The sequence below is a fragment of the Pseudomonas sp. PS02302 genome (assembly GCF_029959585.1).
Classification (GTDB): domain Bacteria; phylum Pseudomonadota; class Gammaproteobacteria; order Pseudomonadales; family Pseudomonadaceae; genus Chryseomonas; species Chryseomonas aestiva.
The window spans coordinates 1-17,370 of record NZ_JASCON010000103.1 but is presented as its reverse complement, the minus strand read 5'-3'; the positions used below and the strand labels follow the sequence as shown (position 1 = coordinate 17,370).

The 17,370-nt window shown below is 67.9% G+C and carries 16 protein-coding genes and 1 pseudogene; 6 read left to right on the top strand and 11 right to left on the bottom strand.

Annotation, left to right across the window (positions count from 1 at the left end; translation table 11 throughout):
• Window positions 1–96 precede the first annotated feature (96 nt).
• Genes QMX82_RS23495 through QMX82_RS23485 form a run of 3 tightly spaced genes read right to left on the bottom strand, consistent with a single transcriptional unit; the run spans window position 97 to window position 1,963 of the window.
• Window positions 97–915 (bottom strand): alpha/beta fold hydrolase, encoded by an 819-nt coding sequence (locus tag QMX82_RS23495; RefSeq protein ID WP_282288058.1) that lies wholly within the window; start codon window positions 913–915, stop codon window positions 97–99.
• Window positions 912–1,541: an antibiotic biosynthesis monooxygenase gene (locus QMX82_RS23490; RefSeq protein WP_282288056.1), complete on the bottom strand. Its 630-nt coding sequence runs from the start codon at window positions 1,539–1,541 to the stop codon at window positions 912–914. The genes QMX82_RS23495 and QMX82_RS23490 overlap by 4 nt, the downstream gene beginning before the upstream one ends.
• Entirely contained in the window at window positions 1,538–1,963 is a 426-nt protein-coding gene (locus QMX82_RS23485) for a DoxX family protein (RefSeq protein WP_282288055.1), read from the bottom strand. The genes QMX82_RS23490 and QMX82_RS23485 overlap by 4 nt, the downstream gene beginning before the upstream one ends.
• A gap of 297 nt (window positions 1,964–2,260) precedes the next feature.
• On the opposite strand from QMX82_RS23485, the gene QMX82_RS23480 reads away from it, so the two are divergent.
• Window positions 2,261–2,668 carry a DoxX family protein gene (locus QMX82_RS23480; protein ID WP_282288054.1) on the top strand — a complete coding sequence of 136 codons (408 nt, stop codon included), beginning with the start codon at window positions 2,261–2,263 and terminating at the stop codon, window positions 2,666–2,668.
• Between the two features lie 36 nt (window positions 2,669–2,704).
• Here the strand turns inward: QMX82_RS23480 and QMX82_RS23475 are convergent, their stop codons facing one another.
• Window positions 2,705–3,625 carry a LysR family transcriptional regulator gene (locus QMX82_RS23475; protein WP_282288053.1) on the bottom strand — a complete coding sequence of 307 codons (921 nt, stop codon included), beginning with the start codon at window positions 3,623–3,625 and terminating at the stop codon, window positions 2,705–2,707.
• A 97-nt stretch (window positions 3,626–3,722) separates the two neighbouring features.
• Between QMX82_RS23475 and QMX82_RS23470 the strand changes: the two genes are divergently transcribed.
• From QMX82_RS23470 to QMX82_RS23455, 4 genes are all read left to right on the top strand, one after another.
• Window positions 3,723–4,949 carry an MFS transporter gene (locus tag QMX82_RS23470; RefSeq protein WP_282288051.1) on the top strand — a complete coding sequence of 409 codons (1,227 nt, stop codon included), beginning with the start codon at window positions 3,723–3,725 and terminating at the stop codon, window positions 4,947–4,949.
• 159 nt (window positions 4,950–5,108) lie between these two features.
• Window positions 5,109–5,831 carry a pirin family protein gene (locus QMX82_RS23465; RefSeq protein ID WP_282288049.1) on the top strand — a complete coding sequence of 241 codons (723 nt, stop codon included), beginning with the start codon at window positions 5,109–5,111 and terminating at the stop codon, window positions 5,829–5,831.
• An 80-nt stretch (window positions 5,832–5,911) separates the two neighbouring features.
• Window positions 5,912–6,502 carry a DedA family protein gene (locus QMX82_RS23460; RefSeq protein WP_282288047.1) on the top strand — a complete coding sequence of 197 codons (591 nt, stop codon included), beginning with the start codon at window positions 5,912–5,914 and terminating at the stop codon, window positions 6,500–6,502.
• A gap of 115 nt (window positions 6,503–6,617) precedes the next feature.
• Window positions 6,618–7,058, top strand: a complete 441-nt coding sequence (locus QMX82_RS23455) for a helix-turn-helix domain-containing protein (protein WP_314566502.1) — start codon at window positions 6,618–6,620, stop codon at window positions 7,056–7,058.
• Between the two features lie 312 nt (window positions 7,059–7,370).
• On the opposite strand, the pseudogene QMX82_RS23450 reads toward QMX82_RS23455, so the two are convergent.
• The 3 genes and pseudogenes from QMX82_RS23450 to QMX82_RS23440 form a co-directional block, all read right to left on the bottom strand.
• Window positions 7,371–8,372, bottom strand: a pseudogene (locus QMX82_RS23450) (ATP-binding protein); the annotation flags it as partial.
• A 182-nt stretch (window positions 8,373–8,554) separates the two neighbouring features.
• Window positions 8,555–9,508 (bottom strand): GlxA family transcriptional regulator, encoded by a 954-nt coding sequence (locus tag QMX82_RS23445; protein WP_208693771.1) that lies wholly within the window; start codon window positions 9,506–9,508, stop codon window positions 8,555–8,557.
• A gap of 231 nt (window positions 9,509–9,739) precedes the next feature.
• Entirely contained in the window at window positions 9,740–11,242 is a 1,503-nt protein-coding gene (locus tag QMX82_RS23440) for an MFS transporter (RefSeq protein ID WP_261793954.1), read from the bottom strand.
• 141 nt (window positions 11,243–11,383) lie between these two features.
• Here QMX82_RS23440 and QMX82_RS23435 point away from each other — a divergent pair, with 141 nt between their 5' ends.
• Entirely contained in the window at window positions 11,384–12,307 is a 924-nt protein-coding gene (locus QMX82_RS23435; protein ID WP_208693770.1) for a LysR family transcriptional regulator, read from the top strand.
• On the opposite strand, the gene QMX82_RS23430 is transcribed toward QMX82_RS23435, so the two are convergent.
• From QMX82_RS23430 to uvsE, 4 genes are all read right to left on the bottom strand, one after another.
• The gene (locus QMX82_RS23430) at window positions 12,288–13,406 is read right to left on the bottom strand and encodes a metallophosphoesterase (RefSeq protein WP_208693769.1); all 1,119 of its coding nucleotides are present in this window, start codon (window positions 13,404–13,406) and stop codon (window positions 12,288–12,290) included. The two genes, QMX82_RS23435 and QMX82_RS23430, sit on opposite strands and share 20 nt — an antisense overlap.
• Before the next feature lie 98 nt (window positions 13,407–13,504).
• On the bottom strand, window positions 13,505–14,797 hold the full coding sequence (locus tag QMX82_RS23425; RefSeq protein ID WP_208693768.1) for an NTP/NDP exchange transporter: 1,293 nt from the start codon (window positions 14,795–14,797) through the stop codon (window positions 13,505–13,507).
• The gene (locus tag QMX82_RS23420; protein WP_282288040.1) at window positions 14,798–15,715 is read right to left on the bottom strand and encodes an aldo/keto reductase; all 918 of its coding nucleotides are present in this window, start codon (window positions 15,713–15,715) and stop codon (window positions 14,798–14,800) included.
• A 296-nt stretch (window positions 15,716–16,011) separates the two neighbouring features.
• Window positions 16,012–17,088, bottom strand: coding sequence for a UV DNA damage repair endonuclease UvsE (gene uvsE, locus QMX82_RS23415; RefSeq protein ID WP_282288038.1), 1,077 nt, complete (start codon window positions 17,086–17,088; stop codon window positions 16,012–16,014).
• Between the last annotated feature and the right edge of the window lie 282 nt (window positions 17,089–17,370).

Below are 17,370 nucleotides of genomic sequence, written 5' to 3'. Positions count from 1 at the left end.
GTGTGGAGCTTGCCGTTGTGCAGAATCAGATCGGCGTGTTGCATGTGGCCTCCGGGACCAGGATCAGAAGTCCGGGCGCAAGGCGCCCGGGAAGGCTCAGCGGGCGACGAAGGCCAGCAGATCGCGGTTCAGCTGCTCGGCGTGAGTCACCGCGAAGCCGTGGGGGGCGCCGGCGTACACCTTGAGCTCGGCGCCACGGATCAGCTCGGCGGCCAGCTTGCCGGTGGTGGCGAAGGGCACCACCTGGTCGGCATCGCCGTGGATCACTAGGGTCGGCACGTCGATCCTGGCCAGGTCCGGACGGAAGTCGGTTTCCGCGAAGGCGGTGACGCAGTCGACCGTGCCCTTGAGCGAGGCCAGCAGGGCGATGTTGAGGGTCTGGGTGAAGACGCCCGCGGAGACCGTCTGGCCCTGGTTGGTGCCATAGAACACCGGGGCGAAGTCGGCGAGGAACTGGGCGCGGTCCTTCAGCAGACCGCCGCGGATACCGTCGAAGACGCTCTGGTCGACGCCCTGGGGGAAGTCCGGCTTCCGCCCGAACAGCGGGGTGACGGCGCCGAGCAGCGCCAGCTTGGCGACGCGCGCCGAGCCGTGGCGCGCCAGGTAGCGGCTGACATCGCCACCGCCCATGGAGAAGCCCACCAGGGTGACGTCGCGCAGATCCAGGTGCTCGATCAGCTCGCCGATGTCGTCGGCGAAGGTGTCGTAGTCGTAGCCGTTCCACGGCTGGCCGGAGCGCCCGAAACCGCGGCGGTCGAAGGCGATGGCGCGGTAGCCGTGGCTGGCCAGATGGTGCATCTGGTAGTCCCACATGTCGGCGTCCAGCGGCCAGCCATGGCTGAACAGCACGGGCTTGCCACTGCCCCAGTCCTTGAAATAGAGCTCGACGCCGTCGCGGGTGGTGAAGGTGCTCATGGTTGCTCGCCTCTGTGGGTGGAAGGAGTGGAAAAGGCGCCCGAGCGGGCGTTGAGCCAGGGCGCGCACAGGCGGCTCACCCTCGGCATGATCAGGAACACCACCAGCGGCACGATGCACAGGGTGATCAGCAGGTTGCTCGGCACAGTGCCGGCCAGCGCGGGATAGCGCGCGAACAGCGGCTGCCACAGCGGCGGGATCAGCATGGTCAGGGGCGCGATGACCAGGTAGGTCAGCACCGCCTGCTTCCAGGCCGGCGGCGGGCGCACGCCAGGGCGTGGCGGGCTGAACCAGAATTCGGCGTCGGCATGCACCTCGGGGGCATCGGCCTCGCGCAGCAGCGGCGCCACCTCGGCGATCAGCGTCTGGCGTTCGGGCGAGGCCAGCCAGGCCTGGAGCTGGTCGACGTCGGCGAAGCGCACCAGGGTGGTGAAGGCGGCGCCCTCCTCCGCCGGCGGGATGACATCCACGCCCAGGTGGCCGCAGGCCGCGCGGGCGGCGGTGACCGCGCGCTGCAGCCAGCGCTGGTAGGCGTCCTGCTGGTCGGCCAGGGGCTGGTGGCGGATCACCAGGGTGACGATGCGGCTGCGTGCCTGCTGCAGGTCCTGCCTGCGTGCGGCGCTCATGACAGCGCCCTCGCGAAACCGCCCTGGGCGGCATGACGCCTGGCCAGCCGCGCCTCCAGCGAATAGCGACCCGGCCCGGTGAGCGCCAGGGTGCCGAACAGCACCAGCAGCAGCCAGCCGAACTGGCCCTCTTCCAGGGACCACTGCGGATGCACCACCAGCAGCGCGATCAGCAGCACGCCGAGGATCGGCAGGCAGGCCAGGCGCGTCGCCCAGCCCAGGGCGATCAGCAGCGGGCAGACGACCTCGGCGAAGACCGCGAAACCCAGGGTCGGCCAGGCGCCCAGATGCAGCGGGTCCTCGATCAGGCCGAGTTGCTGGCGGAAATGCAGCGCCTTGGGCAGGCCATGCACCGCCAGGAGCAGTCCGGCGCCCCCCAGGCGCAGGAACACCAGTCCCAGATCCAACCGCGCCTCGCGCATGGCCCAGCCTCCCGCTGAAAGAGTCGGCTGCGAGAGAAGCCCCGCGCCGTCGATGGAGCGGACTTTCACCCGGACGACGGCAGGCGGCCTTGGACGTCTGTGCTGGTTTTTGTACGCCTGTGCTGTGGCGTGCAGGTGAAAGGATTCAGGTCACAGTGCGGACCCGGGCGCTGGGAATAGTCAACTCCTGAGAGACTATTAAACGTGGCACGGCCACTTAATCGAATCGAGGGTGGACAGTAATCTAGCCCCATCGCATCCACGCCGGATGCCGAACCTCACCAAGGACAGTCGACGATGAACACCCAAGCCCTCACCGCCACCACCGGCCGCCTGCTGCTCGCCAGCCTCTTCCTGTTCAGCGGCGTGGGCAAACTGCTCGCCCCGGCGGCCACCAAGGGCTACATCGCCGCCATGGGCCTGCCCTTCCCGGACCTCGCCTACCTGGGCGCCCTGGCGGTGGAGCTGGGCCTCGCCAGTCTCTTGCTGATCGGCTACCGCACCCGTCCGGTGGCCCTGGCCATGGCCGCCTTCACCCTGGTCACCGCCCTGGTGTTCCACAGCCAGTTCGCCGACCAGAACCAGCTGATCCACTTCCTCAAGAACGTCGCCATCGCCGGTGGCCTGCTGCAGGTGGCCGCCTTCGGCGCCGGGGCCCTGAGCCTGGATGGCCGGCAGCCGGTGCGGGCGGCCCGCCTCGCCTGATCGCCCTCGCTCGTTGCGCCCGCCCGATCCTTGCGTTCAGGCGGGCGCCGTCACATCCAGCATCCTGGCGCAGGCCTCGCGCACCAGCTCGAGAAACAGGCGCAGCCGCGCCGGATAGACGCGGGCATAGGGATAGATGAGATAGAGCGGCAGGGGCGCCGCCTGCCACTCGGGGAGCAGGTGCACCAGGCGCCCCGCGGCGACGTCCTCGCGCACCATCCAGTGCGACAGCGCCGTGCAACCCAGGCCGCGCACCGCGGCATGCCGGGCGACGAAGAGACTCTCGGTGGCCAGCCGTGGCCGCAAGGGGACCAGCCGACTTTCGCCAGTGGCGCCCAGTTGCAGGCGCAGTTCGGTCTGGTAGAACTGGGTCATGGCGATCCAGGGCAGCGCCGTCAGCTCCTCCGGTGCCTGCAGGGTGCCTGCCAGCTCCGGCGCCGCCACCAGGATGCGCTGGACGTCGCCCAGGCGCACCGCCACGGTGTCCGGATCCTCCACCACCCCCACCCGGATGGCGCAGTCGACGCCATCGGCGACGAAATTCGGCGCCCGGTCGCTGAGCACCCAGTCCACCTGCATCCCCGGATAGCGCCGCAGATAGGTCTCCAGCGGATCGAGCAACTGCTCCTGGCCGAAGGCATGGGGCATTACCACCCGCAGCCGGCCTACGGGCTCGGCATGGGCGCCGTGCAGGGCGGCGGCGAAGGCCTGCCAGTCGCCGAGCAGTTGCTGGGCCTGGCGATAGCAGCGCTGGCCATCCTCGGTCAGGCGCAGGGCGTGGGTCGAGCGCTGCACCAGGCGCACCTGCAGCGCGGCCTCCAGCGCCTGCAGGCGCCGACTGATGGTGGGCTGGGTGGTGCCGAGCTGGCGTGCCGCCGCCGACAGGCTGCCGGCCTCGACGATGCGCACGAAGGTTTCCAGCAGATCGAGACGGTCATGGGTAAAGGTGGTGTTCATACGGCCTACGTATACCCCCTGTACCCGACGCTCGGCTACAGATGGCGACGACTCTGGTGAAGAATGCGTTCATCGTCTTCCCACCGGATGAGCCGCCATGACCGACATTCCCCTCCCGCATAGCCGTACCTCACCTCAAGCTGCCAGCCTGTCCCCTGCCCTGCTCGGCCTGCTGGCCACCGGCGCCGGGCTGAGCGTGGCCAACCTCTATTACAGCCAGCCGCTGCTCGGCATTCTCGCGGGTGCCCTGCCTGCGCCCGCTGCCGACGTGGGACTGATCCCCACCCTCACCCAGCTCGGCTATGCCTTGGGGCTGCTGCTGCTGGCCCCCCTGGGTGATCGCTTCGACCGCCGCCGCATCATCCTGGCCAAGCTGGCCGTGTTGCTGCTGGCATTGCTGGGCGCCAGCCTGGCGCCGGGGCTGCACGGGCTGTTGCTGGCCAGCCTGGTGACCGGGCTGGCCGCCACCGTGGCCCAGGACCTGGTACCGGCCGCCGCGACCCTGGCGCCGCCGGCCGCGCGCGGGCGCATCGTCGGCACGGTGATGACCGGCCTGCTGCTGGGCATTCTGCTGTCCCGGGTGGTCAGCGGCCTGGTGGGCGAGTGGTTCGGCTGGCGGGCGGTCTATCTGCTCGCCGCCCTGAGCATCGCCGCCATCGGCGTGGCGGTGTGGCGCGGCCTGCCCGCCTTCGCCGCCACCACCCGACTCAGCTATCCGGCCCTGCTCGGCTCCCTGGGCGCGCTCTGGCGCCGGCATGCCGCGCTGCGCCGGGCGACCCTGGCGCAAGGGCTGCTGGCGGTGGGCTTCAGTGCCTTCTGGTCGACCCTCGCCCTCTATCTGCACGCCGGGCCCTTCCAGCTGGGCAGCGCCGCCGCCGGCGCCTTCGGCCTGGCCGGTGCCGCCGGTGCCCTGGCCGCACCCTGGGCCGGCCGCCTGGCGGATCGCCATGGCTCGGAATGGGTGACGCGCCTGGGCATCGGCCTGGCGGCCCTGGCCTTCGCCAGCCTGCTTCTGCTGCCCTGGTTGCCGGGCGTGGCCGGTCTGGTACTGCTGGCGCTGGCGACGGTGATCTTCGACCTGGGCGTCCAGGCCACCCTGATCGCCCACCAGGCCCAGGTCTACGGCCTGGAACCCGAGGCGCGCAGCCGGCTCAACGCGGTGCTCTTCACCGGCATGTTCATCGGCATGGCCAGCGGCGCGGCCCTGGGCAGTCTGCTGCTGGCCCGGCTGGGCTGGAGCGGCGTCGCCGGTCTGGCGCTGGCGACCGCCCTGCTGGCGCTGACCGTCCGGCTCTGGCCAGCCGGTCAGCGCCAGGTTCAATGAGCGCGGCGCAGCAGGTGACGCAACCCAGCCAAGGCCATCGTCAACCAGAACAGGACGACCATTCTCCTTCCAGCTCGTTAATCAAACCTAGGCGCCACAGTAGGATGACTTCCATGGCGTCGGAACAGACCGCGCCCCACTCAGACAAGGAGCCTCATCATGCTGGCCATTCGTAAAGCTTCCGATCGCGGCGCCGCCAACCACGGCTGGCTCAAGTCCTTCCACACCTTTTCCTTCGCCAGCTATCGCAATCCGGCGGAACAGGGCTTTTCCGACCTGCTGGTGATCAACGACGACACCGTGACCGGGGGCCAGGGTTTTGGCGAGCACCCGCACCGCGACATGGAGATCTTCTCCTATGTGCTCGAAGGCGCCCTGGAGCACCAGGACAGCCTGGGCACCGGTTCGGTGATCCGCCCCGGTGACGTCCAGCTGATGAGCGCCGGCAGCGGCGTCAGCCACAGCGAGTACAACCACTCGGAGCGCGAGAGCGTGCACTTCCTGCAAATCTGGATCGTGCCCAACGTGCGCCGCGCCGAACCGCGCTACCAGCAGCAGCACTTCAGCGCCGAGGCCAAGCGTGGCCGCCTGGCCCTGATCATCTCGCCGGACGGCAGCGAAGGTTCGCTGGAAGTGCGCCAGGACGCCCGGGTCTACGCCGGCCTGTTCGACGGCAGCGAAGGCGCCAGCCTGCAACTGGCTCCCGAGCGCCATGCCTATGTGCACGTCGCCCGCGGCAGCCTGGAGCTGAATGGCGTCCTGCTGCAGTCCGGTGACGGCGCCAGGCTGCGCGGCGAACGCGAGCTGCAGCTGGCCCACGGCTCCGATGCCGAGGTGCTGGTGTTCGATCTGCGGCCCAACGAACTGCCGCAAATGCCCTGACTACGATTTGCTCGCGAGATCGTAGGTCCCGTTTGCGCTAGGAGGCCGCTCCAACGGCCTCCCCTTGCCGAGAACGCGCCATGAGCACCCAAGCCCTGACCTCCCTGGTGGCCGGTAACGCCACCCTCTGGCTGACGCTGAACGTCTTCGGCGAACAGCTGGGCCTGCCGGTACCGGCCTATCCGTCGCTGGTGGTGATGGGCGCCGCGGCCGATGAAGCCGAATTGCTCCTGGCGCTGCTGGCTACCGTCGCGGTCACCGGCCTGGCCGACCTGCTCTGGTACTGGGCCGGCCGGCGGCATGGTGCCTGGCTGCTGCGCCATCTGCCCGGCCAGCAGGTCCCGGCCGCCACCCGCCTGCCCGGCCTGCTGCTGGTGGCCAAGTTCGTCCCCGGCGCCGCGGCCCTCGCTACCCTCAGCGCCGGTGCCAGTGCCATGCCCCTGCGACGGTTCCTGGCCTACGATCTGGGCGGTGCCACCCTGTGGATCGGCTCCGGCCTGGCCCTGGGGAAGCTGTTCGAAGAACACATCCTGACCCTGCTCGACAGACTCCAGGCCTATGGCCCGGCGCCCCTGCTGCTCGCCGGACTGCTCGGCCTCGCCCTGCTGGGCTGGCACCTGCTGGCCCGGCGACACCCTCGGCCAGCTCCGGCGCGACAGTATTGCGTCTAGCGCGTTGCCGCCTTAACGCTAATTAACGATAGCCAACTCGCACGTCAGACAACTGCAGGGAATCATTCTCATCCGGACGGTCGCGCTACGCGGCTGGTTTGATAGGGAGAGCGCCATGTCCATGACCGTCGATAGCACCCTGGCTCTATCCAGCACCCGACTGATCGGTTTGGCCGCCTGGCAGGAACGGCTGGCCAAGGACGTCCTGCTGCAGCATCTGGAGCGCGGTATCAGCGTCAGCCAGGTCGCCTCCGTCTGCGGCCTGTCGCGCAGTCACTTCACCCGCCAGTTCAAGCTCAGTGCCGGACTCGCCCCGCTGGAATGGCTAAGGCAGCAGCGCATCGACCGCGCCCGGCAACTGCTCGCCGAGCGCGAATTACCCCTGGCGGCGATCGCCCTGGAATGCGGCTTCTTCGATCAGGCGCATCTGAGCCGGGTATTCACCCGCGCCATCGGGATCCCGCCGCTGGCCTGGCAGCAACAGGCCCTGGAGCGGCGGTTGCTGGCGGAACTGCCGCAGATGCAGCCGCAGCATGGCGAGCAGGCGGTAGCCTAGCGTCGCCCCGCTGCCTTCAACCAGGATCAGCGACTTCTCCACCAGTTGCCCCAGCAGGGGGATGAAGTGCGCCTCCTCCAGCCCGCGCTGCGCCGCCAGCGCCAGGGCCTCGCTGCGACTGAAGCGCTCGCCGGCCTCGGCCAGGGTCGCCAGCACCGCGAATTCCGACTCGCCCAGGCTGTGCAGACTCCAGTCCAGCATGGCACCGAGACTGCGTTGCCGCTGCGCCGCGGTCCGCCGCCCCTGAACACTGAGGTAGTAGCCGCCTTCGAGTTGAGCCAGCACTCCGTTCAGGCCCTGGGCCGCCACCTGCTCGGCGAGGATCTCCAGCGCCAGGGGCACGCCCTCGCTGCGTCGGCAGATCTCGCCGACCAGTTGCACGTCGGCCGGCTGCAGTTGCAGCCCCGGTAGCCGCGCCCGGGCGCGTCGGACGAACAGGCGAAAGGCCGGTTCGCGCATGGCCTCGCGCAGCTGTCGCTCAGGTTGTGCGGCCACGGCCAGGGGCGCCAGGCGCAACACCGCCTCGCCTTCCACGCGCAGGGCTTCGCGACTGGTGACCAGCACCCTGAGCTGCGGACAGCCTTGCAGCAGGCGCTCCACCAGCCAGGCGCAGGGCTCCACCAGGCGCTCGCTGTTATCCAGCACCAGCAGCATTCGGCGATTGGCCAGGGCCTCCTGCAACGCCGGCAGACCGCCGCCGCTGGCCAGCCCCAGATCGCTCGCGAGTCGTTCGACCAGCGCCATGACGTGGCCGAGGGCGGCCAGGTCGACGACCTGCACACCGTCGGCAAAGCGCTCGCCCAGCGCCGGCAGCAGATGCTGGACCAGCAGCGACTTGCCGATGCCGCCCGGACCGACCACCGACACCAGCCGCCGCTGGGCGAGCAACCGGCGCAATTCGGCCAGACTCGTCGCGCGACCCTCCAGGGGCGTCAGCGGCGGTGACGTCTCCACCAGGGGTGCCAGGTCGCCTTCGCCCAGCCGCTCCACCGGCGGCACGAAGCCGTAGCCGCGCTGACGGACGCTGAGGATGGGATCGTCGGTGCTGTAGGGCCGCAGCACCCGGCGCAGGGCCGAGATGTGCACCCGCAGATTGATGTCCTCGACGACGCTCCCGGGCCAGACCCTCGTCATCAGGGTCTGCTTGGCGACCAGTTCGCCGGGGTGTTCCAGCAGCACCCGCAGGATGTCCAGCGCCCGCCCGCTCAGGGGCAGCGCGCGCTCGCCATCCAGCAGCAGGCGCCGTCGCGCATCCAGGACCAGGCCGCAGAAGCGGAAGGCACTGGCGTCTTCCAGGGACTTGAGCTCTTGCATGACCATGCCGCGCCACGCCGCCATGGGTCGCCGGGGGTACTCCTTCCCGGCGCCCGCGGGCGTCTGCGCCACTCCTTAGCCGATAGGTAGGACCATTCTGGCCGCTGCCCAGGCAGGTTGTACGACGATCTACGGCCAGAAGCTGCCATCGATGGGCGTGATACCGCCATCAGCCGCCGATTTCAGCTGAATTGATAGCGGTACTGCGCCGGGGTCAGGCCCAGATGGCTCTGGAAGGCAGCGCGCATGCAGCGGTCGCTGGCGAAGCCGCTGCGAAAGGCCACCGTCTTCAGCGGCAGCTCGGAGGTCTCCAGCAATCCACGGGCGTGATCGATGCGCGCCCGCAGGACGAATTCCAGCGGCGTCATGCCGGTGTCGCGCTTGAACACCCGGGCGAAGTTGCGGGTGCCCATGGTCGCCAGCTCGGCGAGCCGGCTGATCGAATAGGCCTGGTCGATGTTCGCCACGACGTGGTGCTGCACCCGGGTGATGGCGGTGGCCGCCTCCGGTTCGTCGAACAGCGGACTGAACTGGGCCTGCTTGCCCTGCCGCTGGGTCACCACCACCAGCACCTTGGCCACCTCCCGGGCGATGACCTTGCCATGGTCCTCGGCCACCAGCGCCAGCGCCAGGTCGATGCCGGCGGTGACCCCGGCCGAGCTCAGCAGCGGTCCATCGCTCAGGTAGATGTCGTCGGCGGTCACCTGGGCACGGGGAAAGCGCCGCGCCAGGCGCTCGCGATAATTCCAGTGGGTGGTCACCCGCCGGCCATCGAGCAGGCCGGCGCTACCGAGCAGAAAGGTCCCGGTGCAGACCGCCCCGTAGCGCGCGCACTGCGCAGGCACCTGGCGCAGCCAGGCCGCGACGTCCGGATGGGGCTCCAGATAGGCCCCCGGCCCACCGGGCACCAGCAGCAGGTCATAGGTCCCAGGTGGCTGCTGGGTGGTGAGCTCCGTGCGTATCGTCATGCCATTGGAACAACGCAGGGTCCGTCGCCGCCCGGCGGCAATGGTCACGATGCGATAGTGGTCAGCCGCGGCCAGATAGCGATTGGCGATGGAAAACACCTCCACCGGCCCGGCGAAATCCAGCATCAGCACCTCGGGGACCAGCAAGAAAGCCACTGTCCTCGTCATGGCGATACATCCTTATCCGTGTTGCAGTTGGTCCTTGAACGCTGGGGCGTCCGGGTGAAATTGAGGTGAGGATAAGAACTTACGCCATGAGGGCAAGGGACTTTTCCGTGTAGTTCACGGATTTCAGCTCACGCCCCGGGTCGAGCTGCAGTCGTCGATAGTGACGCCGATCAGGATCATCCCGCCGCCGTTTGACGGGATATCCCAGTAGCCCAGGTCTGTCAGATCGCTCTATTTCGCGCGTATGGGCCTCAGCATCACCAAGGTGATCAACCCAATCAGCGCGGTCATGAGACTCGCGCCTTGCAGCAGGGTGTCGAAGCTATGCAAGTAAGCACGTTGGAGCACGCCAGACATAGCCGGAGGTAAATTCTTGAGATCGCCCATCGCCGCTTGCTGAGCCAACGCCTGCCTCGCCGGGACAGACCAATCGGCCAGCGCCTGGGTGAGATGCCTTTCTATCAAGCAGCTCAAGACCGCCAAAGCCAGCGCCAAGGCTACCCCCTCCCCCGCGACTCGAGTGGTATTGAAGATACCGGCCGCCATGCCGGCACGCTCCTTGGGGACGACACTGAGCGCCAGGCCATCCATCAGCCCCCAAGGCAGCCCGGTCCCCACGCCGATCACGGTCAAGCACAGCAGCAGCGGCAGCAGTGCCCCACCCAGGGGGAGGCCGCTGAGCGCCATGAGACCCGCTGCCGCGAGCAGGAAGCCGAGGCCGCAGAGATAACCGGCAGGCAGCCAGCGCGTCAGCCAGGCCGCCAGTAGGGGGAGCACCAGCAGCGGCAGGGTCAAGGCCAGCAAAATCAGGCCCGCCTGGGTCGCCCCCAGACCTTCTACACCGATCAGTCGCAGGGGCAACAGGACGATGAACACGATGTAGCAGACGCAGGTACCGATGGGCAGCAGCTGCACACCGAGAAAGCGCGGCAGGCGAAACAGCCGTAACTCCAGCATCGGGCGTTCACTCCTCAGCTGCCTGCGTACGAACAGCAGCAAACCGAGCGTTGCAAGAAGGAGCAAGGACGTCACTGCCAGCGAGGTCCATCCCTCGCGTGGTCCCAGGATGATGGCGGAGGTGAAGGCGATCAGCGTACAGGAGAAGTACAGTACCCCCGGGAAATCGAGCTGACTCGCCTGTGGATCGCGACTCTCTCGTAACCATTTCCAGGCGACCAGCGCGGCACTGCCGGCCAGCAAGGCGATACTCAGGAAGATGGCCCGCCAGCCCCATTCGTCCAGCAAGATCCCGGTAAGCAACGGGCCGAAGGCCAGCCCCAGTCCAAAGGTCGTGCCGAGCAGGCTGAAGACGCGCGTGCGCGCCGGCCCCTCGAATTCCTGCGCCAGAGCCGCACTGCCTCCCGCCAAGGCTGCGGCTGCCGCAACGCCCTGAGCGGCTCGCAAGCCGTCGAACCAGAGGATCGAAGGGGCCATCGCAAGCAGCAGGGAGACCAGGGTGAAGCTCACCACACCGGCGAGAAAGAGTCGCTTGCGGCCATAGCGATCGGCCAGGGTTCCCGCGGCCATGAGCAGGCTGCCGAAACTGAGCATGAAGGCATTGGTGATCCAGGCCATGGCCACGGCATCCGCATGCAACGCTGCGCCTATGGTAGGCGTTGCCACCGCGCCGCCCGTGAAACTCAGCGGTAATACCAAGGCGGCCAGGCAGATGGCGAAGACGATCGGATAGCGAGCGGGCGCCGTGGGCATGGCCACGGCTGTAGACCTGTACATGAAGAGAGTCCTGCGGATTCGACAATTGGCCAAACTGCCGGGGTGAGCGCGCGATGGAGTTTCATCTACCTTATCCAGGACGCAATCAGGGATAAACAGGACTAAGATCCACTGATAACGGAGCAAAAGGATTCAATCGAAATGGATAGCCTGACCAGCCTGGTCGCCTTCGTGAAGACCGCGGATGCCTTAAGTTTCGTCAATGCCGGCCAGGCCATGGGCATCTCGGCCTCCGCCGTCGGCAAGAACGTGGCCAAGCTCGAAGCCTCGCTGCAGGTGCGACTGTTTCATCGGAGCACACGCAAGGTCAGTCTCACGCCGGAAGGCGCCCTGTTCTACGAGCGCTGCAAGCGCGCTCTGGATGAGCTGGAAGATGCCAGGGCGCTACTCTCCCAGGCGGCGCGGACGCCCCAGGGTCGGCTCAAGGTCAGTCTGCCGACCATCGGCTACCGTTTCCTGCTCCCGCACCTCGCGCTCTTTCGCCAACACTATCCGGAGATCGAGCTGGAGCTGGATTTCAACGACGAACTGGTCGACGTGATCGACGCAGGCTTCGATGTGGTCATCCGCAGCGGTGGTCTGGCCGATAACAAGTTGATGGCCCGGCGCCTGGGACCCTTCCGCTTCGTGCTGTGTGCCGCACCCGGCTATTTACAAAGGCGCGGGCATCCCACTGCCCTGGCAGACCTGGAGCGGCATGACTGTCTACGCTACCGCTTCGTGACTACCGGCAAGATCATGGAGTGGAGCCTGTCAGCCGACCCACTGCTTAGCCGTCTGCACCTGCCGACCACCCTGGTCCTCAACAACATGGAAGCTATCCTCATGGCGGCGCAGGACGGCCATGGCATTGCCTTCATGCCGGACTTCCTGGTCCGAGAGGCCCTCGCGGCGGGCCGGCTGGAGACGCTGCTGGATGCCTATACCCAGGACGAAGGCCAGTTCTGGGCGCTCTGGCCTTCCAGTCGCCATCTTTCTCCCAAGGTCCGGGTGTTCGTCGACTTCATCGAACAGCGGCTGTTCAAGGGGGCTATCAGGGCCAACCCTACCCCCGCCGCAACCTGATCAGGGTGATCTCGCTCGGCGCGCCGAATCGCAGCGGTGGGCCCCAGTAGCCGGTGCCGCGGCTGATGTAGACGGTCAACCGATCCAGGCGGTGGATGCCGGCGACCCAGGGTTGCTGCAGGCGCACGAAGTGCATCCAGGGCCAGAACTGGCCGCCGTGGGTGTGGCCGGAGAGCTGCAGGTCGGCGCCAGCGGCGGCGGCCTTGGGCGCCGAGCGCGGCTGGTGGGCCAGCAGCAGGCGGAACAGCCCTTGCGGGGCGTTGGCGAAGGCGGTCGCGGCGTCGCTGCGGTGGCTGGGCACATAGAGCGGCGCCGAGTAGTCGGTGATGCCGGCCAGTACGAAGGGCGTGCCCTGGTGCTGTAGCACGCGATGCTCGTCGAGCAGCACGGTCAGGCCCTGCTCGCGCCAGGTGCGTACCCAGGCTTCGGCGCCGGAATAGTATTCGTGATTACCGGTGATGGCGTAGGTGCCCAGGCGCGCCTTGAGTTGTTGCAGCGGCAGGAATTCCTGGCGCAGTTCGGCCACCTTGCCGTCCACCAGGTCACCGGTGATGGCCACCAGGTCGGCATCCAGACCGTTGACCCGCTCGACGATGCGCTGCAGATAGCCGGCCTTGATGGTCGGGCCGATGTGCAGGTCGCTGAGCTGGACGATGCGCAGCCCGTCCAGGCCAGCGGGGAGCGTCGGCAAGACCGCGTCCACCTCCTTGACCTTGGCGGTACGGCGGGCGTTGTAGACGCTGCGCAGCGCCACCAGCAGCACCAGCCCCAGCACCACCCAGGCGCTGCCGACGCGCCAGGCGGCGTCCAGCGGGTGGCCGACCAGGCTGGCGAGCGCCACCACCAGCCCGCGCAGCAGACTGAACACCGCCAGGCTGGAAAACACGCCCATGGCGATCAGCGCCGCCCAGGCCAGCAGGCGCGAGTTCATGTCCCGCGAGCGAAAGCCCAGGGGCACCAGCACGAAGGACAGGATCAGCAGGGCCCAGAACGGCAGTTGGGCGACAGGCGACAGCCCGAGGTCACCGATGACACTGAGGCCGATGAACAGGTGCAGGGCGAACAGGACCAGGTACATCATGGCGCGGGAGCGGAACATGGAGGGCCTTGAGGCAGGAAGAAGGCCTTACCTTAGCACCCTGCAGGGCGCCTCTCGGAGCCCCGGGTTGTTTCCGGCTACAACGATTCAGCCAGTATTCAGCGCCGCTCCGCTTCGTCGGCCTGGGCCGCCTGGTCCGCCCGCCGGCCCAGGTAGAAGCCGAGCCAGGCCCAGAGCGCCGCGCAACCGGCGCCCACCAGCGCCGGCAGCCAGGCGCCATGGCCGAGCAGGTCCAGCAGACTCTTGGCCCAGCCACTGGCGGCGTCACCGGCGCGATAGACCACGGTGTCGATGAAGTTCTTGGCCTTGTACTGGGTCTCGGCGTCCAGCGGCGCGAAGAGCATCTCGCGGCCCGGGCGGATGAAGGCGTATTCGCCGATCCGCCTGACGATCATCAGCCCCGCCAGCATGGCGAAGGTGGGCAGCAGCGCCAGCCCCAGGAAGCCGATGCACATCAGCAGCGGCACCCCGGCCAGGAGCACCCGCACCCCGAGGCGCTGGGCCAGGCGGCCGGTGATCAGCACCTGGCTGGCCAGGGCGCCGGCCTGAACCACGAAGTCCAGCAGGCCGAACACCTGGACCTGGCGGGCACGCTCGGGAAACAGCTCGGCCACCAGCCGCGCCTGTTCGAAGTAGAGAAAGGTACTGACCGTGGCCAGCAGGATGACGAAGGCGCTCACCGCCAGCAGATAGGGGGAGGCGAGCACCCGGGTCAGGCCGCTGAAGGGATTGCCGGCCACCGGGCGCCGCGGACTCTCGGTCGGCGGCGCGCCGGGGCGTCCGGCGCCCCGGGTCTCGCGCCAGCCCATCAGGTAGGCCTTGAGCCTGAGCGCCAGGAGCAGCAGCGCGGCGGCCAGCAGCGCCAGCCCCGCCTCGCCGACCCGGGGCGCCAGGGCGGCGGCCAGCGCTGGCCCGAGCAGCCCGCCGACACTGGCCCCGGCGGCGATGAAGGCGAACAGCCGCCGCGCCTGGGCGCCGTCGAAGACATCGGCCATCAGACTCCAGGCCACCGAGACCACGAAGAGGTTGTAGACCGATATCCAGACATAGAAGGCACGCGCCAGCCAGACGCTGTCGCCCAGGCTGGCGAAGCAGGCGGCGAACGCCAGCAGGTTGAGGGCGAAGCAGCCATAGACCCAGTCGACGAAGCGAATCCGCGCCACCCGCGAGTTGAGCCAGGCGAACAGCGGCACGGCGAGCAGCATCACCAGGAAGGTGGCGGTGAACAGCCACTGCAGATTCTCCACGCCACCGGCAATGCCCATGGCCTCGCGGATCGGCCGCAGCATGAAGTAGCCGGCGAACAGGCAGAGAAACAGCGCAAAGCCCGCCAGGGCCGCGGACGACTCGCCGGCGCGGGCGTCGAGGACGCGACCGAGCCAATCCTTCATCTAGGCGAACAGCCCGGCGATGGCCTCACGCTGGCGCGCATCGGGCAGGCGACCGCGACCGGCCTGGAGGTTATCGATCATGTAGCGTGGGTTGCTGGTGGCCGGGATCACCGCGGTCACCGCCGGGTCGGCGAGGATGAACTTGAGCAGCAGTTGCGCCCAACTGGTCGCGCCCAGTTCGGCGGCCAGGGCTGGCAGCGGCTTGCCACGGGTACCGGAGAGCAGATTGCCGCGCTGGAAGGGGCGATTGATCAGCACGGCGATGCCCTGGTCGCGGCAATAGGGCAGCAGGCGTTTCTCGGCTTCGCGCTCGCCCACCGAATAGTTGAACTGCACGAAGTCGACCTTCTCCTTTTGCAGCGTGGCCAGCAGATCGTCCAGCGCCGCTTCGCGATAGTGGGTGACGCCGATATAGCGCACCTTGCCGGCCTGCTGCTGTTCGCGCAGCAGGGCCAGCTGGTTGGCGGTGTCCTGCAGGTTGTGCACCTGGACCAGATCCAGGCGTTCGCTCTGCAGGGCCTTGAAGCTGGCGGCCAGTTGCGCCGCGCCGCGTTCGCGCCCGCTGGCCGACACCTTAGTGGCGAGAAAGACCCGCTCGCGAGCCTGGACCCGCTTCACCAGCTCGCCGGCCACCCGTTCGGAATTGCCATAGCTGGGCGCGGTGTCGATGAGGGTGCCGCCGCCGTCGAGCAACGCCTTGAGTACCTCCTGCAATGGCGCCAGGGCGGCGTCGTTCAGCTCGACATCGAGATTGCCCGAGGTGCCCAGGCCGATGACGGGCAGGACTTCGCCGCTGCGCGGGATCTTGCGGGTCAGCAGCGGCTCGGCGGCCTGGGCGCTCTGCCACAGCCAGGACGCGGCGGTGACCGCGGCGGCCAGGGCGGTGGTGGTCTGCAGGAAATGGCGACGGGTCGGCATGGCGGGCCTCGCGACGATCGGATTCGGAAGGATGACCCTTGAGTTAAGCGGTTCTTCCAGCCGACCGCCCACCGGGCTCATTGCCGCATGTTGCGAATGAAGGCCCCGCCGCAGGTTGGCGCTGAGCGCAGCGAAGCCCAACCGTGTCCGGGGTTGAAGCTCCCTGTTGGGCTTCGACGATGAAGCCGTCTCAGCGCCAACCTACGTACCGACTCCCGTAGCCTGGACAACGGCGCAGCCTTGTCCACGGGTGGCGCCAGTGCCCACCTGTGGAAAACGCTGCGCGGTCTTCCAGGCTACGGATTGGCGACATCCTGGCCCGCCAGAATCCCATGATCCGCCGGCGGCAGCGTGCCGTCGCCAGCCAGGTAGCGATCGTAGAAATCCCGCACCGTGACGTTCTTGTGCTTGGCCTCGAACATGATGTCGAAGCGGTCGAGAAACTGGCAGGCGTAGCGGTTGCACCAGTCGTTCCACATCATGTCGCTGTGGGCATAGAGCAGCCGCTTGCTGATCTGCTGCAGCAGGAGTCTGATGTCGATCCGCTCGCTGGGCGAGACGCCCATTTCCAGCAGGGCTTCCGGCGGCTGGGAGTAGTGCATGGCCGGCCGCACGCCGCGCCAGCTGTCGATGATCCTCGCCACCCGTGGCTCCCAGGGATCGATATAGGCCTCTTCGTGGATCCAGCAGTGGTGGATGTCCAGCACCACCGGGGCAAGATCGGCCAGTTGCAGGCAGTCGTCGACGCCGTAGGTCTTTTCATCGTTCTCGAAGGTGATGCAGTTGCGCGCCTCGCTCGACAGACGCGGCCAGATCGCGCGAATGCCGGGCACGCCCAGGCGGCCGGCGATGTGCACATTGCACTTGAAGTCCTGGAATTTCTGGCCGTAGCCCATCAGGCGGATCATGTCGGCGTGGTATTCGAATTCCTTTAGGCTGTTTTCCACCACCTCGGGGCGATCCGAGCCCAGCACGCAGAATTGCCCGGGATGCAGCGATAGCCGCACATCGCGGCGGCGGGCCAGTTCGCCCAGCCGGCCGAAGCGATCCTCCAGCAACGCCTGGAGCTCCTGGGAACGATAGAAGTAGGCGAATTCGGCGTGGCTGTAGAAGGGCAGCAGATCGCTGCTCAGGCGCAGCATGCGCAGATTGTCCGGCAGGTCGGCGACGTGCTCGACGAATCTCAGCTGGGCATCCAGGTTGTGGGTGACCACGTCCAGCAACTTGGCCTCGGCGGCGGCGCGTTCGACGCTGCCGAGCCAGCGCAGGGTGGTGGTGCGGGTATTGAAGGCCCGCTCGACCTGCTCCAGTGCCTTGAGCGACAGACTGCGCTCGGGATGACGGTACATGCAGGCAAAGCCGATTCGATACATGGGACGCTCGGGACAGGGACTATGGGCTTTAGTCCGCGCGGCGCCGCCTGGGTGCGGGTGGGGTGATGGGTGGAGCCGGGCTTGGCGTCTGGCGTCCGGGTTTGCCCTCACCCCGGCCCTCTCCCGGAGGGAGAGGGGGTGGTATGGCAGCAGGGCTTAGCTATGGGTGCTCAGGGCTATCGCGGCCATGGCGGGCGGCCGATGCAGTCGATTGGGTTTGGTTTATCGCGGCCATGGGCCGCTCCTACAGGCTCAGGTTTCAATGTAGGAGCGGCCCATGGC

Bases quoted from the DNA above. Each gene is read 5' to 3' on its own strand.
- QMX82_RS23495 (WP_282288058.1), bottom strand. From the start codon at position 915: ATGAGCACCTTCACCACCCGCGACGGCGTCGAGCTCTATTTCAAGGAC.
- QMX82_RS23490 (WP_282288056.1), bottom strand. From the start codon at position 1,541: ATGAGCGCCGCACGCAGGCAGGACCTGCAGCAGGCACGCAGCCGCATC.
- QMX82_RS23485 (WP_282288055.1), bottom strand. From the start codon at position 1,963: ATGCGCGAGGCGCGGTTGGATCTGGGACTGGTGTTCCTGCGCCTGGGG.
- QMX82_RS23480 (WP_282288054.1), top strand. From the start codon at position 2,261: ATGAACACCCAAGCCCTCACCGCCACCACCGGCCGCCTGCTGCTCGCC.
- QMX82_RS23475 (WP_282288053.1), bottom strand. From the start codon at position 3,625: ATGAACACCACCTTTACCCATGACCGTCTCGATCTGCTGGAAACCTTC.
- QMX82_RS23470 (WP_282288051.1), top strand. From the start codon at position 3,723: ATGACCGACATTCCCCTCCCGCATAGCCGTACCTCACCTCAAGCTGCC.
- QMX82_RS23465 (WP_282288049.1), top strand. From the start codon at position 5,109: ATGCTGGCCATTCGTAAAGCTTCCGATCGCGGCGCCGCCAACCACGGC.
- QMX82_RS23460 (WP_282288047.1), top strand. From the start codon at position 5,912: ATGAGCACCCAAGCCCTGACCTCCCTGGTGGCCGGTAACGCCACCCTC.
- QMX82_RS23455 (WP_314566502.1), top strand. From the start codon at position 6,618: ATGTCCATGACCGTCGATAGCACCCTGGCTCTATCCAGCACCCGACTG.
- QMX82_RS23445 (WP_208693771.1), bottom strand. From the start codon at position 9,508: ATGACGAGGACAGTGGCTTTCTTGCTGGTCCCCGAGGTGCTGATGCTG.
- QMX82_RS23440 (WP_261793954.1), bottom strand. From the start codon at position 11,242: ATGTACAGGTCTACAGCCGTGGCCATGCCCACGGCGCCCGCTCGCTAT.
- QMX82_RS23435 (WP_208693770.1), top strand. From the start codon at position 11,384: ATGGATAGCCTGACCAGCCTGGTCGCCTTCGTGAAGACCGCGGATGCC.
- QMX82_RS23430 (WP_208693769.1), bottom strand. From the start codon at position 13,406: ATGTTCCGCTCCCGCGCCATGATGTACCTGGTCCTGTTCGCCCTGCAC.
- QMX82_RS23425 (WP_208693768.1), bottom strand. From the start codon at position 14,797: ATGAAGGATTGGCTCGGTCGCGTCCTCGACGCCCGCGCCGGCGAGTCG.
- QMX82_RS23420 (WP_282288040.1), bottom strand. From the start codon at position 15,715: ATGCCGACCCGTCGCCATTTCCTGCAGACCACCACCGCCCTGGCCGCC.
- uvsE (WP_282288038.1), bottom strand. From the start codon at position 17,088: ATGTATCGAATCGGCTTTGCCTGCATGTACCGTCATCCCGAGCGCAGT.